This window comes from Ruminococcus flavefaciens, from assembly GCF_900108555.1.
Taxonomy (GTDB): Bacteria; Bacillota; Clostridia; order Oscillospirales; family Ruminococcaceae; genus Ruminococcus; species Ruminococcus flavefaciens_P.
Genome location: NZ_FNWV01000011.1, coordinates 1 through 14,032 on the forward strand (window position 1 = coordinate 1; position 14,032 = coordinate 14,032).

The window sequence follows — 14,032 nt, forward strand, 5'->3', positions numbered from 1 at the left end:
TGCCACAGGCAGCCCCTACACATTTATACGATGTATTTCGGGACGCCGAGGGCGGCGTCCCCTACAAAGCGTTACGGACGGATATGAAAACGGACGACCAGCTCTGCATATAGCATTGCCAACCAAATAACAGATTTGGGGCACTGCTTAAATGGTCGTCCCTACAAAGAGTTACAGAAAATAATAATAGCGGGCGCGCGGAATGCGCCCCTACATTTTCTCATTTGAATTTTTACGTATTTTAACGGGCTGCCACAGGCAGCCCCTACACATTTATACGATGTATTTCGGGACGCCGAGGGCGGCGTCCCCTACAATTTAAAAAAGGCGGACATAAAGTCCGCCTTTTATTATAGCTTAAATCAGCCCATTACTATTTCAACTTCGTGTGTGCCGCCGTTGCATACAGGAATTACGCATCCCTCTACTGCCTTGCCGTCAACTGTCATTGTCTTTACACCCTTGCATACGTGTGCAGGATTCTTGACTGTGATGTTGAATGTTGCGCCTCTGAACTTACGAACTGCTGTGAAGCCGTCCCACTCGTGAGGAATGGAAGGATCTACCTTGAGTCCGTCAAATACAGGCTGTACACCAAGAATGTACTGGGAAATAGCTACCATGTTCCATGCAGCTGTACCTGTGAGCCATGAGTTCTTGCCCTGACCGAAGTTCTTTGCGTCCTTACCGCCGATCATCTGTCCGTATACATATGGTTCTGTCTTGTGGATATCAGATGTCTCTTCAGTGAAAGCAGGAGCTATCTTGCTGTAGTACTCAAATGCCTTGTCACCGCGTCCTACATATGCCTCTGCGCAGATTATCCATGCATTGTTGTGTGTGAAGATACCTGCGTTCTCCTTGTATCCGCCGGGATATGTGGAAATTTCACCGTACTGTATATAGTACTTTGTGAATGCAGGATTGTTGAGAACAAGACCGAACTCGCAATTGAGGTACTTATCAATGGAGTTGAGAGTCTTGATGTCTGCGCCCTGATCCTTACCAATCTCGGACATAACTGCGAAGCCCTGTGGTTCGATGAAGATCTTGCCTTCCTCGCACTCCTTGGAGCCCATCTTCTCGCCGTTAGCGTCGTAAGCTCTGATGAACCAGTCACCGTCGAATGCAGAGTCCATAACGTTCTTCTTCATCTTGTCGATCTCAGCCTGAGCCTTTGCAGCTTCGTCCTTCTTGCCGAGATGCTCTAAGATGCCTACGAATGCAGGACCTGTGTATGTGAAGAGTGCTGCAACGAATGCAGACTCAGCTATCTTTGAGTAGCCGCCCTCAGCCTTGAACTTAGGATTTGTATAAGTCTGGAAGCTCTCACCGGGTGTGTCTGAGAAGCATGAAAGGTTGATACAGTCGTTCCAGTCAGCTCTCATTGCAAGTGGGAGACCGTGAGGTCCGAGGTTGTTTACGATGTGATAGAATGAAACATTGAGGTGCTCGAGCATTGTGTGCTTGCCGTTCGGATCGTCGTCGAAAGGAACGTTTGCATCAAGGATTCCCCAGTCGCCTGTTTCCTTGATATAAGCTGCAACAGAAAGTATCATCCAGAGCGGATCGTCTGAGAAGTCACCGCCGATATCAGCGTTGCCCTTCTTTGTAAGTGGCTGGTACTGGTGATAGCAGCCGCCGTCTGAAAGCTGTGTTGAAGCGATGTCGATCAGTCTCTCTCTTGCACGCTCAGGTATCTGGTGTACAAAGCCGAGGATATCCTGATTTGAGTCACGGAAGCCCATTCCGCGTCCGATACCGCTCTCGAAGTATGAAGCGGAACGTGAAAGGTTGAATGTTACCATACACTGATACTGGTTCCAGATATTTACCATACGGTTTACCTTGTCATCAGGTGTATTAACGTTGAAGATAGAAAGGAGATCCTCCCATGTGCTGCGGAGCTCTGCAAGACCTGCTGCTACCTTTTCAGGTGTGTTGTACTTTTCGATCATTGCATAAGCCTTTTCCTTGTTGAGTACCCATGTCTCTCTTGTAAGAAGGTTAGCAGGCTTTTCAGCAGCGAACTTCTTGTCCTGTGGGTTCTCAGCATAGCCGAGGATATAGATGAGTGTCTTTGACTCGCCGGGAGCAAGAGTTACCTTCTTGTAGTGTGAAGCTACAGGTGACCAGCCGTCTGCGAATGAGTTTGAAGGCTTGTCAGCCTTTACTGTCTCAGGGTTGTCCCAGCCGTTGTAGATGCTTCCGAGGAATGAATCACGGTCTGTATCATAGCCGTCGATCTCATCGTTTACTGTATAGAAAGCGTAGTGGTTACGTCTGTCTCTGTACTCTGTTACGTGGTAGATAGTTGAGCCTTCGATCTCTACTCTACCTGTTGAGAAGTTTCTCTGGAAGTTTGTGCAGTCGTCCTGAGCGTCCCAGAGACACCATTCAGCAATTGAGAAGATAGAGAAGCTCTTAGCTTCACTGCTCTCGTTTGTGAGAACTACCTGCTGTACTTCGCCGTCGTAGTTCTGCGGAACAAAGAATGTTACCTCAGCCTTGAGGTCGTTCTTCTTACCTGTGATAACGGTATATCCCATACCGTGACGGCACTCGTATGAATCAAGCTCAGTCTTTACAGGTGACCAGCCCGGGTTCCAGATTGTTCCGTTGTCGTTGATATAGAAATAACGTCCGCCCATATCGAGAGGTACGTTGTTGTAGCGATAACGTGTGATACGTCTGAGGCGAGCGTCCTTATAGAAGCAGTAACCGCCTGCTGTATTGGAAATAAGTGAGAAAAATCCCTGATTTCCGAGATAGTTTATCCACGGATAGGGAGTTCTTGGGGAATTGATAACATATTCCTTCTTAGCGTCGTCAAAAAATCCGAACTTCATAATAATACTCCTTTATTTTTGGTGACAAAGGCGGTCAAAACAACCGCATTTGATTTATTATACCATATTTTTGCATATAATACAATAGATTTATCAAAAATTGCGTTGTATTTTTTTATGGTCGTTTTTTGTGCATATTGACTTATGCTCATTCCTCAAAGGAGAAAAGTTCCTCGACTGTTGTGCCGAACACCTTCGCAATATCCATTGCAAGCTTCAGTGACGGATTGTACAGTCCCTTTTCAAGTCGGATTATGGTCTCACGGCGGACTCCCACAAGCTCTGCGAGCTCTCCCTGCTTCATGTCGTGCTTTGCACGGTATTCTTTAAGTTTTGTCTTTAGCTCGGGCATTATTCTTCCTCCGTATCCTTGGCGGACGGCGCATCAAACATCATAAACAGAAAGCTTCTCAGTGCTATTGCCGCCATGACCGTTATCCAGCAGAAATCCGAGCATATGAAGCCTTTTACGAAATAATCGTTTACAAAAACTGCTGCAAAAAGTACTGTAAGCACGGTTAAAAGAGTTATCCTGTTGGCTCTTGCAAGGTTATACTGAACCATTTCGTCCTTTTTCTCCAACTTGTAGAAGCGTGACTGAACGAATAGCTGCAATACCGCAAATATCGCCATGCCTATGAGGATAGAAAGCTTGTCGCCGTATCCGTCACCCTTTATATAATGAAATACATACAGGGCTATCGGGGTGAATGCTATTACCATTACAATAGTATGAAAATTGCTGTATGAGAATTTTTTCTTTGTTTTATCCATTATTCTTCCTCCTCAGCCTTAGGCGTTCTGTCTAAGAAAAGGAACAAAATACTTCTCAATAATAGTGCAGCCAACGCAGTAAATACATATACATCGCCTGCAAACAGCTCTTTGTTTGCGGAATTCTGACCAATAAGGCTTATTACGAACAAGGCGGCTATGACAACGATAAGAGTTATCCCGTTAGCCCTGCCGAGAGTGAGCCTTGTGAGCTCATCTTTATTTTCATATGGTCCGCCGAACTTGCCGATAAGAGTTATATTAGCTAACGAGATAACGAGCGTGACCCACTTTTTATTCGGGAAAATATCACATAAAATATAAACCAGCATTACACCTACGATACTTATTATACTGATTATATGGATATTGCGGTAATTATTCTTTTCCATATCATTCTTCCTCCTCTGCTTTTGGTGTTCTGTCGAGCCAGAGAAAAATAATACTTTTTGCTGCAAAAAAGACTCCGCTGAGAAATGCTCCGAACATACACACATCACTGCCCATTATCCTGTAATACTCATCACCGCTTCTATTGCCCTGCAAATGCATGATTATTCCGCAGAACAAAGCTACGCACAATTCGATCTTTACCGCTATTTCCGTTGCCTTCAGCGTCAGCTCACGGGAAAGCTCGTCATTGGGCTGGTATCTGAATTTTACAGCGATCACAAAAACTGATGATATTGCAATGATTATAAACGGCGCACCATAATTGATAATATTATGCAATGCACGACTATGGAATATGTTTTCGTACATTTTTCCAATAAAAAGCACTATCATTATCATAGCTAATATAAGTTCTGATACTGCCTGTGCTTTCTGGCTCAATACTCTTTTTTTCATATTAATTTTCCCTTTTTATTCTTCCTCTGCTGCTTTAGGTGTCATATCAAATATAAGGAAAAGCAGACTTCTGAGTGCGACAGCTCCTAATATCACAACAAGGAACGCTGTTGCGGATATAGCGTGATAACGGGCTTTAAGTCCGAAATATACAAGTGCGCCTATGAGTGCCCAGAATGAGAATTTTGTCGCCTTTGCCATGTTTTCCTTTACAAGCTCGTCCTCTTTCTCGGACTGTCCGTCACATATCAGCGTGAATGCGATACATACCCACATTATCCAGTCCGACCAACCGCCGAGTATAAGTCCGCCTGCTATAATGACAACTGCTGCGATGACGGTTGCTATATGTGTGGTTCTGAGTGTAACGATTTTCTTTTTGTTAGTTTTAGTGTTCATAGTAATTCCTCCTTGGTGTGATGTGTTTGTCACTTTCTGTGATAATTATATCACTCGTATATACGGTTGTCAATAGAAAAAGTGATAAATTTATCACTTTTGGAAGAGTGCACAATAAAGGAGCCGTTTTTTAGTGCGGTGTGATATATTTATCACAAACCAGAACATGAAAAAGGGCGGATAATATCCGCCCCTACAGTTATCATAATTTAGTGAAAAATCTTTCGTGTGTCTCGAATGTATCGCCCGGCTTTACCTCGCGGTAGCCTGTTACATCAGCAGGCAGGCTAAGGTTCGGAGCGTCTATCATTGCCGTCATCGGCTCGGGACAGAAGTAATGATTGAAGCCGCGGTCGTTCCAGATTATCCAGAAACCGTACTCCTCGGATACCTCGTAGCAGAGCTTCTTGCCGCTTGCGATATCCTCTGCGATAACGCCGTGGAACTTATCGCCGTCAATGTCGATATACTCGCCGAAATACATCTCGTTGTCAACTACCTGCAATACAGGCTTCTTTACGCCGTTCTTATACTCAAGGTCGTGCATTGTGGGAGCTTTGAGCTGCTCTGTCGGCAGACAGCGTTCGTTGAGCTCGCATCTCTTTCCTATCGGCACTGTAAGGCGGATATCCTCTTCCTTTCCGCCGTCGACGAATGGTGAGCTGATAGCTGTATGTGATGCCAGAGACATAGGAAGCACCTTTTCTCCGTCTGTATTTATGAAGCGGATATTCTGCTCAAGTCCCTGCGCAGACAGTGTGAATGTGTACTCGGCTGTAAATCTTACAGGAAGATACTGGAAGAACTCGTCCTTTTCATCGTATACGTAACGAGTCTTTACCCATGCACAGTTGTCGTCAGCCTTGTATTCAACTACTTCGTGCTTCCTTCTGTGGATAAAACCGTGAATATGATTGTTATAAGGAGCTTTTTCGTTTACGGGAAGATGATATACTGCATCAGATGTTTTAAGTACTCCGTCTGCAAAACGGTTAGGCAGGTAAAGTGTAGGGAGTCCCCATACCTCTGCGGACTGCTTTATCGTATCGGCTGTATTGTCATCGCTGAAACGGAAAAATTCCAGTCCGTTTGCATTGTCGCGGAGACGTATAACGTTTGAGCCTATCTCATTAGCCACCCATGCTTCATAGCCGCCTGCACTGAGTTTTACGCAGGTAGTGCCCTTCCATTCAAATAATTCTGCTGTGTTTGCCATTTTTATCACATTCCTTTTTATTATGTTATATCGAAAGCCGCCATAACCGACGGCATATCCCCGTCATTGATCGTTTTTGTTCCTTCGCGCCCAGCGAACTATCGCAGCTGCTGCACGGAAGATGACTGCCCAGACAAATCCGCCTACCAATACCATGCATATAAGCGTAAATCCTATTCCGCGCAAAAATACGCCGGGAAACAGCTTGTCGGCAAGGTCAATATCCTCGATTATCATCTGTATTATCAGTGCGGTCAAAGCAGCTGCTGCATATCCGCACAGGAACATCACCGAGGGACGTTTGAGCTTCCTTCCCTTTGGCGTATTCTTCTCTTTGCCGAGCATTATTATGGGAAGTATAAAAAGTGCTATGCCTTCAAGCACGACCAGCCCCATAACTCCGTATTCCTTACAGAGTATATCAATAAAGTCAAATATCAGAAATATTGACAGCGGTATGAAATAGCCCATAAGGAAAAATCGTAAAAGATGCCTTTTCTTCATATGCTTAGTCAGTCTATGCGGTTCTCCATGTCGGTATATTCGCGCATAGGCGATATAGCTTTATATGCGGGACGTATTATCTTATTGGAGTTGATGAGCTCCTCTATTCTGTGTGCAGACCAGCCCGATATTCTTGCCGTTGCAAAAAGCGGTGTGAACAGCTCGTCGGGTATGCCTAACATTCTGTATACAAAGCCGCTGTAGAAGTCCACATTTGCACAGACTCCCTTATATATGCGGCGTTCCTCTGCTATCACCTCGGGAGCAAGACGCTCTACCAGTGAATACAGTGCGAATTCCTCGTGTCTGCCCTTTTCCGAGCTGAGCTTTTCTACAAAGCCCTTGAATACCTTTGCTCTCGGGTCGGACTGTGAGTAGACAGCGTGTCCCATACCGTAGATAAGTCCTGCATGGTCAAAGGCTTCCTTGTGGAGAAGCTTGCGGAGATATACCTTTATCTCCTCTTCGTCAGTCCAGTCCTTTACATTCTGCTTCATATCATCAAGCATCATGGCTACCTTGATATTCGCACCGCCGTGCTTAGGTCCTTTCAGCGAACCAAGTGCAGCAGCTATTGCGGAATAGGTATCAGTACCAGATGATGATACGACATGAACGGTAAATGTGGAGTTGTTTCCGCCGCCGTGCTCTGCGTGGAGCACAAGCGCAAGGTCGAGTATACGGGCTTCCAGTTCGGTATACTTCCTGTCCTCGCGGAGCATATACAGCAGGTTCTCTGCTATTGAAAGCTCGGGCTGAGGACTGTGTATGAAAAGGCTTCCGCCAAGTCTTGCGTATTTATATGCGTGATAAGCGTAGACTGATATGACAGGGAAAAGAGTTATAAGCTCTATGCTCTGTCTCAGCACGTTTGGTATAGATATATCGTTAGCCCTGTTATCATAAGAATACAGTGCGAGAACGCTCTTTGCAAGAGTGTTCATCATGTTGTCCGTAGGGGCTTTCATGATGACATCTCTCATAAAATTAGACGGCAGCTCGCGGAATTCCGCAAGTATCTTCTTGAACTCTGCAAGCTCTGTCTCTGAGGGCATTTTTCCGAAAAGAAGAAGATACACGGTCTCTTCAAAGCCGAAACGCTTTTCTTTTATAAATCCTTCTACTATATCTTCTACATCTATTCCTCTGTAGTATAATTTTCCGTCGCCGTGATTTGGCATACCGTCGCCCATATCAAGGACTTTTATCGTACTTATATTGGTAAGTCCTGCTACTACACCATTGCCGTTTATATCACGAAGTCCGCGTTTTACATCATACTGAGTGTATAACTCGGGGTCTATCCTGTAGCCGTCAAGTGACATATCTGCAAGGCGGACTATTTCCGGAGTAAGTTCTGAAAATTTGTATCTCATGTATCGTCATCCCTTTCTTTTTACGATTATTAGTAACAAATATAGATATTATAATTATATTGGATTTTAAGAATTTTGTCAAGGCTCTACAAAAAGTTATTTGTGTTTACAAACCAAAATATTTATTTTGTCATCATTTTTCACCATTTTCTCTTGAAAAACGACACATATTATGGTAAAATATATTTATCGGTCACTGACCGTTTCGGATAAAGGAGATGATCATTTGGAAGCTGTAGAATACAAATGTCCCAATTGTAACGCGGATCTGAAATTTAACCCTCAGACTCAAAAGCTCGACTGTGAATACTGTCTCAGTTCTTTCACTGTCGATGAGATAAAACAGATCTGTGCAAATACAGAAAACAGTATCCCTCCAGAGGCTGTTCAGCTGAAAGAGGATTTTGAAAATAACACTCACCTTTACCGCTGCAAGAGCTGCGGTGCGGAGATCATGGCTGACAGCGAGCAGACTGCTCTCTTCTGCTATTACTGCCATAACCCTGTTATCCTTTCGGGTAAAATGGGCGGCGAATTCAAGCCCGATAAGGTCATCGGCTTCAAGCTCACAAAGGAAAATGCCATAGCCTGCTTCAAAAAATGGGTGGGCAAACGCTGGTTCGTACCCTCAGACTTCAAATCAGTGCAGCAGGTGGAAAAGCTCACAGGTCTTTATGTACCGTTCTGGCTGGCTGACTGCCATGTAAATGCGGACTATCGCGCTATCGGCAAGCAGGTACGCAGCTGGACCTCGGGAAGCTACAGATATACGGAGACTAAGGAATACCGCATAGTTCGTCAGGGAAAACTGGTCACAAAGGGTATACCTGCCGACGGTGAGACTAAAATAGAGGATCTCCTCATGGAAGCTATCGAGCCTTTTGATTACCGTGAGCTCAAGGACTTCTCTATGTCCTATCTCAGCGGCTTTTACGCTGATAAATACGATGTGGATAAGGCTGCGGTGTTCCCGCGTATACGTGTGCGCTCAACGCAGGCTTGTACTTCACTCATAAACAGCACCATAAGCGGCTATGCTTCCGTTATACCGTCTGTTCAGCAGTACAACATTACAAATACAGACTGGCATTATACTATGCTGCCTGTGTGGTTCTTGTCCTACAACTATAAGGGTAAGATCTACGAATTTGCAGTAAACGGTCAGACAGGAAAGCTGGCAGGCACTCCGCCGCTTTCAAAGGGCAAGCTGGCACTCTTCTGCGCAGGTCTCGGACTTGCGATCGCAGGTATACTTACTGCTATAGGAGGTGCTGTCTTATGATGAAAAGATTGCTTTCACTCATCGCTTCATGCGTTATATGCCTGTGTCTCCTTCCGCTTTGCGGACTTGACGCTCATGCAGATGATAATCAATATCAGGGCTGGGGCGGCGACTGGAGAGCTTCAAAGCTCATAGATAACGAGTACGGCGAGTCGGGACTGTTTTCAAATGATAACAGAAATAATCTCAACGAGAAGATACGCTCATACGCAAGAGACCTTGAAATGAACATCATCGTGTACATCGGCGGCAGCTACAGAAGCGATAACGACACAGAATGGTTTTGCAGAGATACTTATACCGAAAACTTCGGTGAGGATACCGACGGTGTGTTCTATTACCTTGACCTTTCGGGCAAGTCCCCTGCTTACGATTATATTGCCACATCAGGCAAAGCTGTCCTGCTTTATGAGAAAAATATAGATGATATCTTCGATCATCTCGACACTTACCTGCCCTCGTCAGGTCAGCTGATACAAGAGCAGGATATATACGATGCAGTAAACTCCTTCCTGTCGCAGCTGAGTTACTACTCGGAAAACAAGCCTTCTTCATTTGCTTATTATCACGACAAAAAAAGAGGCAAGTATTTTTATTACAAAGACGACGAGTTTATTGTATCAAAAAGCAAGCCGTTCATGATATGGGTTTACATATTCCTTGTATGTGCAGCTATAGGTGCTCTGGTAGGTCTTATCACCTACTTCGTAACAAAAAGCAGATACAAATTCAAGAGCAAGACCAATCCAAGCATATACCTTGCAGGCAATGATGTGAATTTTACGGAAAGATCGGATACACTTATTCGTTCGTATGTTACCAAGCACAAGATTGAGACCAGCAGCGGCGGCGGCGGTTCACGCGGCGGCTTCAGCGGCGGCGGTCACAGCAGCGGAGGCTTTGGCGGCGGCGGTCATCACAGATAATGAACTGCACGAATATACACAAAAACCCGAAAGTACAATTGCTTTCGGGTTCTTTTATTAAGCAATGTGAAACGCCGAGGACTGCCAAAGGCAGCCCCTACAGTACATTCATATTATTTGCATCGCAGGCACGGACGACCAATGGTCGTCCCTGCATTTTTACGGCTTTTTTCTCGGGTGAGCGGAACTCGCCCCTACAGCGCAGAGCCTGCGCCCCCTTGCACGTCCGTGTATCATTAAAATGGCAATTGCTTCTCGACACGGGGAATATCATCGTAATTGACGGGAGCCCGAAGGCGGGCTCCCCTACAAACTAAAAAAGCTCCTGACAAAAAGTCAGGAGCTTTTTAAATCATGCGTTCATACCAAGCTCGATAGCCTTGAAGTTGTTAGGGATAAGTGCTGCCTTTTTAGGCGGTACTACCTTTTCAATAGCCTTCTGCATTGTCTCAAGTGAACAGATATTTGTCTCCTTGAGGAGCTTGCCGAGAAGGATAATGTTTGAACCGCCCTTGAGCTCATTATCATCAGCCATCTGCTGTGACGGGATACCGTGAAGCTCGATGTCTGTTCTGTCTGTATCAGGCTCGATCATTGTGCTGTCGAAGAATACCTTACCGCCGGGGCGTACACAGCTTACAAACTTGTCGAATGAAGGCTGGTTCATAGCGATGAGGAGATGTGGTGTGAGTACGAGTGGTGAACCGATAGGATCATCGGAGATAGTAACTGAACAGTTACAAGTACCGCCTCTCATCTCAGGACCGTATGAAGGGAGCCATGAAAGTTCCTTATTGTCCATAAGTCCGCAGTATGCAAGTATCTTTCCTGCGAAAAGGATACCCTGTCCGCCGAAGCCTGCAAGAAGGATCTCTGTAGTAGCCATTACTCGTTACCTCCTTCTGTCTTTGGGAATACTCCCTCTTCAACGTCCTTGTATACGCCGAGAGGATAGTATGGGATCATTTCGTCCTGAAGTCTCTTGATAGCGTCAAGAGGAGCAAGTCCCCAGTTTGTAGGACAAGTTGAAAGTACCTCTACGATAGAGAAGCCCTTTCCTGCCTTCTGGTTCTCGAATGCCTTGCGGATAGCCTTCTTTGCAGCCTTGATGTGCGGTACGCTGTCAACTGCAACACGCTCAGCATATGCTGTACCTGTAAGTGTTGAGAGCATCTCACATACCTTTACAGGATAGCCTGCAAGCTCAGGACTTCTTCCGAAAGGTGTTGTCTGTGTTACCTGTCCCGGAAGTGTTGTAGGAGCCATCTGACCGCCTGTCATTCCGTAGATAGTGTTGTTGATGAAGATAACGACGATGTTCTCGCCTCTTGTTGCAACGTGAACTGTCTCAGCAGTACCGATAGCAGCAAGGTCGCCGTCGCCCTGATATGTAAATACGAACTTATCAGGATTTGTACGCTTTACGCCTGTAGCTACAGCAGGAGCACGTCCGTGTGCAGCCTCGATCATATCACAGTTAAAATAATCATATGCCATTACAGAGCAGCCAACAGGACATACTCCGATAGTATCGCCCTCGATGCCCATTTCGTCGATGACTTCACAGAGTATTCTGTGAACTATACCATGTGTACAGCCGGGGCAGTAATGTGTAGGAATGTCAATAAGTGACTTTGGTCTTTCAAATACTACAGCCATCAGAGAGCACCTCCCATTCTCTTGATCTCGCCCAGCACCTCAGCAGGTGAAGGGATTACGCCGCCTGTTCTTCCGAAGAACTCTACAGGCTTTGAGCAGTTGATAGCAAGCTTGATATCCTCTATCATCTGTCCCATTGACATTTCTACGCTGAGAAGCTTCTTAGCGTTCTTAGCAGCCTCGTTGATCTCCTTTACAGGGAATGGCCACAGTGTCTTAGGACGGAAGAGACCAGCCTTGATGCCCTGTGCTCTTGCATCGTTTACAGCAGACTTTGCAACTCTTGCTGTTGCACCGAATGCGCATACGAGTATATCACAGTCCTCTGTGAGGTAAAGCTCTGCTTCTGTCTCTGTTTCCTTGATTATCTCGTATCTCTTGTAACGGTCAAGGATAGAATTTTCAAGCTCGTCAGGCTTAAGATAGAGTGAGTTGATGATGTGATGCTCTCTCTTCATCTTATGTCCGTTTGCAGCCCAGCCGCTCTTATCGTAAGCTTCGGGGTTGATCTCAGGGAATGTAACAGGCTCCATCATCTGTCCGAGAAGTCCATCTGCAAGGATCATTGCAGGCATACGGTACTTGTCAGCACGGTCGAAAGCCTTTACAACGTAGTCTACCATTTCCTGTACTGATGCAGGAGCATATACGAGGAGCTGGAAGTCGCCGTGACCGAGAGCCTTTGTAGCCTGCCAGTAGTCAGCCTGTGATGGCTGGATACCGCCGAGACCAGGGCCGCCTCTCTCTACGTTGATGATCACAGCAGGAAGGTCTGAACCTGCTATGTATGAAACACCTTCACTCTTGAGTGAGATTCCGGGTGAGGACGATGATGTCATTGCACGAACGCCTGTTGAAGCAGCGCCGAGTACCATGTTGATAGCAGCGATCTCGGACTCTGCCTGTAAGAATACGCCGCCTGCCTTATGCATACGCTTTGCCATATAAGCGGCAAGCTCTGTCTGAGGAGTGATCGGGTAGCCGAAGAAGCATTTACAGCCTGCTCTGATAGCAGCCTCTGCCAGTGCCTCGTTACCCTTCATAAGATTTCTTTCCAAAGCTAAACAGCTCCTTTCAACGAATATAGATTATTTTTGAATAACGATAGCACAGTCAGGACACATTGTTGCGCACATTGCACAGCTTATGCAAGCTGACTGGTCGGTACACTCTGCATAGAAATAGCCCTTCTTGTTACGGTGCTCCTTCTGAAGAACAACGATCTTCTTAGGACAGGCAGCTGTACACAGTCCGCAGCCTTTGCAGCGTTCAGTTATTACTGTCATTTTTTCCATACACCTTTCGCTCCTTTCAGATTGATTAATTCTATGGTCTAATCAGGAATTCGGGGTTCGGAATCCGAAGTCAAGCACCTGAATACTCAATTCCGCATTCCGAATTCCGCATTCCGAATTATCAGCATCAGCCCCAGACGGGCTTTACATATATCTTAGCCGAAAAAACATCGGGCTTGTCTGAAAGCTTTGCGATGTCCTCGGGATATACCGTATACTTAACGGGAAGTCCTGTGAGCCTTGAAGTCTCTTCCGCAAAGCTGCGGGACTGTTCTATTATCTCAAGGCTTGTCTCACATCCGAGATTGGTATTGTTGATGATAGCGGTATGCTTCATACGTGCAGCCGCCTCTATCTCATACATCAGCTTTGTTACCTCTTCCGCTGTATTGGTAAGGTATCTGCGCTGATTGATGACGTAATACATCTCGATACTGTCCTTGAACTGCTCAAGATCATCGGCATAGCGTCCAAGTGCAACAGCACCTGCGTCGTCGCCGCCTACGTCTATTATAAGGCAGTCCTCGTCCATAGCAAGCTCGACTACATCGAACTGTATCGACGGGATATCGAGATTGCTCCTTGCAAAATCGGGAGCGATGAGCCTTATGCCCTTTTCCTCGAAAAGGTCGCGGAAATCCGCTGTTCGGAAATATGGGTTTACTATATCAAGATCGACTATGGCCGCAGTTTTTCCCTCGGCTGCGGCTTTTACCGCAAGATTTACCGAGAAATTGGTCTTCCCGCTTCCGTAGTGACCTGTGATTATCTTTATATTCTTCATAAATATCCTCTTGGCTTGTTTGTGAAAAATCCTACAACCTATATTATACCACTTTAAATAATCAATTGCAAGTGGAATTTTTAACATTCAACTGTCAGTTTTTTGTATAAGCAGGCAAA

The 14,032-nt window shown here is 45.6% G+C and carries 16 protein-coding genes; 2 read left to right on the forward strand and 14 right to left on the reverse strand.

All coding sequences use genetic code 11. The annotated features are described in order from the left end of the window. Window positions 1-362: 362 nt before the first annotated feature. The 9 genes from BLW60_RS13005 to BLW60_RS13045 all read right to left on the reverse strand — a co-directional run bounded on the left by BLW60_RS13005 (window position 363) and on the right by BLW60_RS13045 (window position 7,967). Window positions 363-2,849 carry a glycoside hydrolase family 94 protein gene (locus BLW60_RS13005; RefSeq protein WP_074718108.1) on the reverse strand — a complete coding sequence of 829 codons (2,487 nt, stop codon included), beginning with the start codon at window positions 2,847-2,849 and terminating at the stop codon, window positions 363-365. 148 nt (window positions 2,850-2,997) lie between these two features. Next, on the reverse strand, window positions 2,998-3,201 hold the full coding sequence (locus BLW60_RS13010; RefSeq protein WP_028517164.1) for a helix-turn-helix transcriptional regulator: 204 nt from the start codon (window positions 3,199-3,201) through the stop codon (window positions 2,998-3,000). Continuing rightward, entirely contained in the window at window positions 3,201-3,623 is a 423-nt protein-coding gene (locus tag BLW60_RS13015; RefSeq protein ID WP_074718110.1) for a hypothetical protein, read from the reverse strand. Before BLW60_RS13015 ends, BLW60_RS13010 begins: the two co-directional genes overlap by 1 nt. Continuing rightward, window positions 3,623-4,015, reverse strand: a complete 393-nt coding sequence (locus BLW60_RS13020) for a hypothetical protein (RefSeq protein ID WP_074718112.1) — start codon at window positions 4,013-4,015, stop codon at window positions 3,623-3,625. Before BLW60_RS13020 ends, BLW60_RS13015 begins: the two co-directional genes overlap by 1 nt. A 1-nt stretch (window position 4,016) precedes the next feature. After that, window positions 4,017-4,472 (reverse strand): hypothetical protein, encoded by a 456-nt coding sequence (locus BLW60_RS13025; protein WP_074718114.1) that lies wholly within the window; start codon window positions 4,470-4,472, stop codon window positions 4,017-4,019. A 15-nt stretch (window positions 4,473-4,487) separates the two neighbouring features. After that, window positions 4,488-4,871: a hypothetical protein gene (locus BLW60_RS13030; protein WP_074718116.1), complete on the reverse strand. Its 384-nt coding sequence runs from the start codon at window positions 4,869-4,871 to the stop codon at window positions 4,488-4,490. A gap of 202 nt (window positions 4,872-5,073) precedes the next feature. Beyond that, the gene (locus tag BLW60_RS13035) at window positions 5,074-6,087 is read right to left on the reverse strand and encodes an aldose 1-epimerase (protein ID WP_074718118.1); all 1,014 of its coding nucleotides are present in this window, start codon (window positions 6,085-6,087) and stop codon (window positions 5,074-5,076) included. Window positions 6,088-6,150: 63 nt separating this feature from the next. Beyond that, on the reverse strand, window positions 6,151-6,591 hold the full coding sequence (locus tag BLW60_RS13040) for a hypothetical protein (RefSeq protein WP_074718120.1): 441 nt from the start codon (window positions 6,589-6,591) through the stop codon (window positions 6,151-6,153). 8 nt (window positions 6,592-6,599) lie between these two features. Next, window positions 6,600-7,967 (reverse strand): citrate/2-methylcitrate synthase, encoded by a 1,368-nt coding sequence (locus BLW60_RS13045; protein WP_074718122.1) that lies wholly within the window; start codon window positions 7,965-7,967, stop codon window positions 6,600-6,602. Between the two features lie 226 nt (window positions 7,968-8,193). On the opposite strand from BLW60_RS13045, the gene BLW60_RS13050 reads away from it, so the two are divergent. Together BLW60_RS13050 and BLW60_RS13055 are read left to right on the forward strand one after the other, a co-directional pair. Continuing rightward, window positions 8,194-9,249 (forward strand): TFIIB-type zinc ribbon-containing protein, encoded by a 1,056-nt coding sequence (locus BLW60_RS13050; protein WP_074718124.1) that lies wholly within the window; start codon window positions 8,194-8,196, stop codon window positions 9,247-9,249. Further along, window positions 9,246-10,175 carry a hypothetical protein gene (locus tag BLW60_RS13055; RefSeq protein WP_074718126.1) on the forward strand — a complete coding sequence of 310 codons (930 nt, stop codon included), beginning with the start codon at window positions 9,246-9,248 and terminating at the stop codon, window positions 10,173-10,175. The genes BLW60_RS13050 and BLW60_RS13055 overlap by 4 nt, the downstream gene beginning before the upstream one ends. A gap of 352 nt (window positions 10,176-10,527) precedes the next feature. Here BLW60_RS13055 and BLW60_RS13060 read toward each other — a convergent pair whose 3' ends face one another. The 5 genes from BLW60_RS13060 to BLW60_RS13080 form a co-directional block, all read right to left on the reverse strand. After that, entirely contained in the window at window positions 10,528-11,061 is a 534-nt protein-coding gene (locus BLW60_RS13060) for a 2-oxoacid:acceptor oxidoreductase family protein (RefSeq protein WP_028517155.1), read from the reverse strand. After that, entirely contained in the window at window positions 11,061-11,834 is a 774-nt protein-coding gene (locus tag BLW60_RS13065) for a thiamine pyrophosphate-dependent enzyme (RefSeq protein ID WP_028514062.1), read from the reverse strand. The genes BLW60_RS13060 and BLW60_RS13065 overlap by 1 nt, the downstream gene beginning before the upstream one ends. Next, entirely contained in the window at window positions 11,834-12,877 is a 1,044-nt protein-coding gene (locus BLW60_RS13070; RefSeq protein WP_037271267.1) for a 3-methyl-2-oxobutanoate dehydrogenase subunit VorB, read from the reverse strand. Before BLW60_RS13070 ends, BLW60_RS13065 begins: the two co-directional genes overlap by 1 nt. Before the next feature lie 45 nt (window positions 12,878-12,922). Then, the gene (locus BLW60_RS13075; RefSeq protein WP_019680241.1) at window positions 12,923-13,129 is read right to left on the reverse strand and encodes a 4Fe-4S dicluster domain-containing protein; all 207 of its coding nucleotides are present in this window, start codon (window positions 13,127-13,129) and stop codon (window positions 12,923-12,925) included. A 127-nt stretch (window positions 13,130-13,256) separates the two neighbouring features. Beyond that, window positions 13,257-13,913 (reverse strand): cobalamin biosynthesis protein CobQ, encoded by a 657-nt coding sequence (locus tag BLW60_RS13080; RefSeq protein ID WP_074718128.1) that lies wholly within the window; start codon window positions 13,911-13,913, stop codon window positions 13,257-13,259. Window positions 13,914-14,032: the final 119 nt, after the last annotated feature.

Coding starts and splice junctions, on each gene's coding strand:
- BLW60_RS13060 (WP_028517155.1), bottom strand. CDS start 11,061: ATGGCTACTACAGAGATCCTTCTTGCAGGCTTCGGCGGACAGGGTATC.
- BLW60_RS13015 (WP_074718110.1), bottom strand. CDS start 3,623: ATGGATAAAACAAAGAAAAAATTCTCATACAGCAATTTTCATACTATT.
- BLW60_RS13035 (WP_074718118.1), bottom strand. CDS start 6,087: ATGGCAAACACAGCAGAATTATTTGAATGGAAGGGCACTACCTGCGTA.
- BLW60_RS13030 (WP_074718116.1), bottom strand. CDS start 4,871: ATGAACACTAAAACTAACAAAAAGAAAATCGTTACACTCAGAACCACA.
- BLW60_RS13080 (WP_074718128.1), bottom strand. CDS start 13,913: ATGAAGAATATAAAGATAATCACAGGTCACTACGGAAGCGGGAAGACC.
- BLW60_RS13070 (WP_037271267.1), bottom strand. CDS start 12,877: ATGAAGGGTAACGAGGCACTGGCAGAGGCTGCTATCAGAGCAGGCTGT.
- BLW60_RS13055 (WP_074718126.1), top strand. CDS start 9,246: ATGATGAAAAGATTGCTTTCACTCATCGCTTCATGCGTTATATGCCTG.
- BLW60_RS13020 (WP_074718112.1), bottom strand. CDS start 4,015: ATGGAAAAGAATAATTACCGCAATATCCATATAATCAGTATAATAAGT.
- BLW60_RS13065 (WP_028514062.1), bottom strand. CDS start 11,834: ATGGCTGTAGTATTTGAAAGACCAAAGTCACTTATTGACATTCCTACA.
- BLW60_RS13005 (WP_074718108.1), bottom strand. CDS start 2,849: ATGAAGTTCGGATTTTTTGACGACGCTAAGAAGGAATATGTTATCAAT.
- BLW60_RS13075 (WP_019680241.1), bottom strand. CDS start 13,129: ATGGAAAAAATGACAGTAATAACTGAACGCTGCAAAGGCTGCGGACTG.
- BLW60_RS13045 (WP_074718122.1), bottom strand. CDS start 7,967: ATGAGATACAAATTTTCAGAACTTACTCCGGAAATAGTCCGCCTTGCA.
- BLW60_RS13025 (WP_074718114.1), bottom strand. CDS start 4,472: ATGAAAAAAAGAGTATTGAGCCAGAAAGCACAGGCAGTATCAGAACTT.
- BLW60_RS13040 (WP_074718120.1), bottom strand. CDS start 6,591: ATGAAGAAAAGGCATCTTTTACGATTTTTCCTTATGGGCTATTTCATA.
- BLW60_RS13010 (WP_028517164.1), bottom strand. CDS start 3,201: ATGCCCGAGCTAAAGACAAAACTTAAAGAATACCGTGCAAAGCACGAC.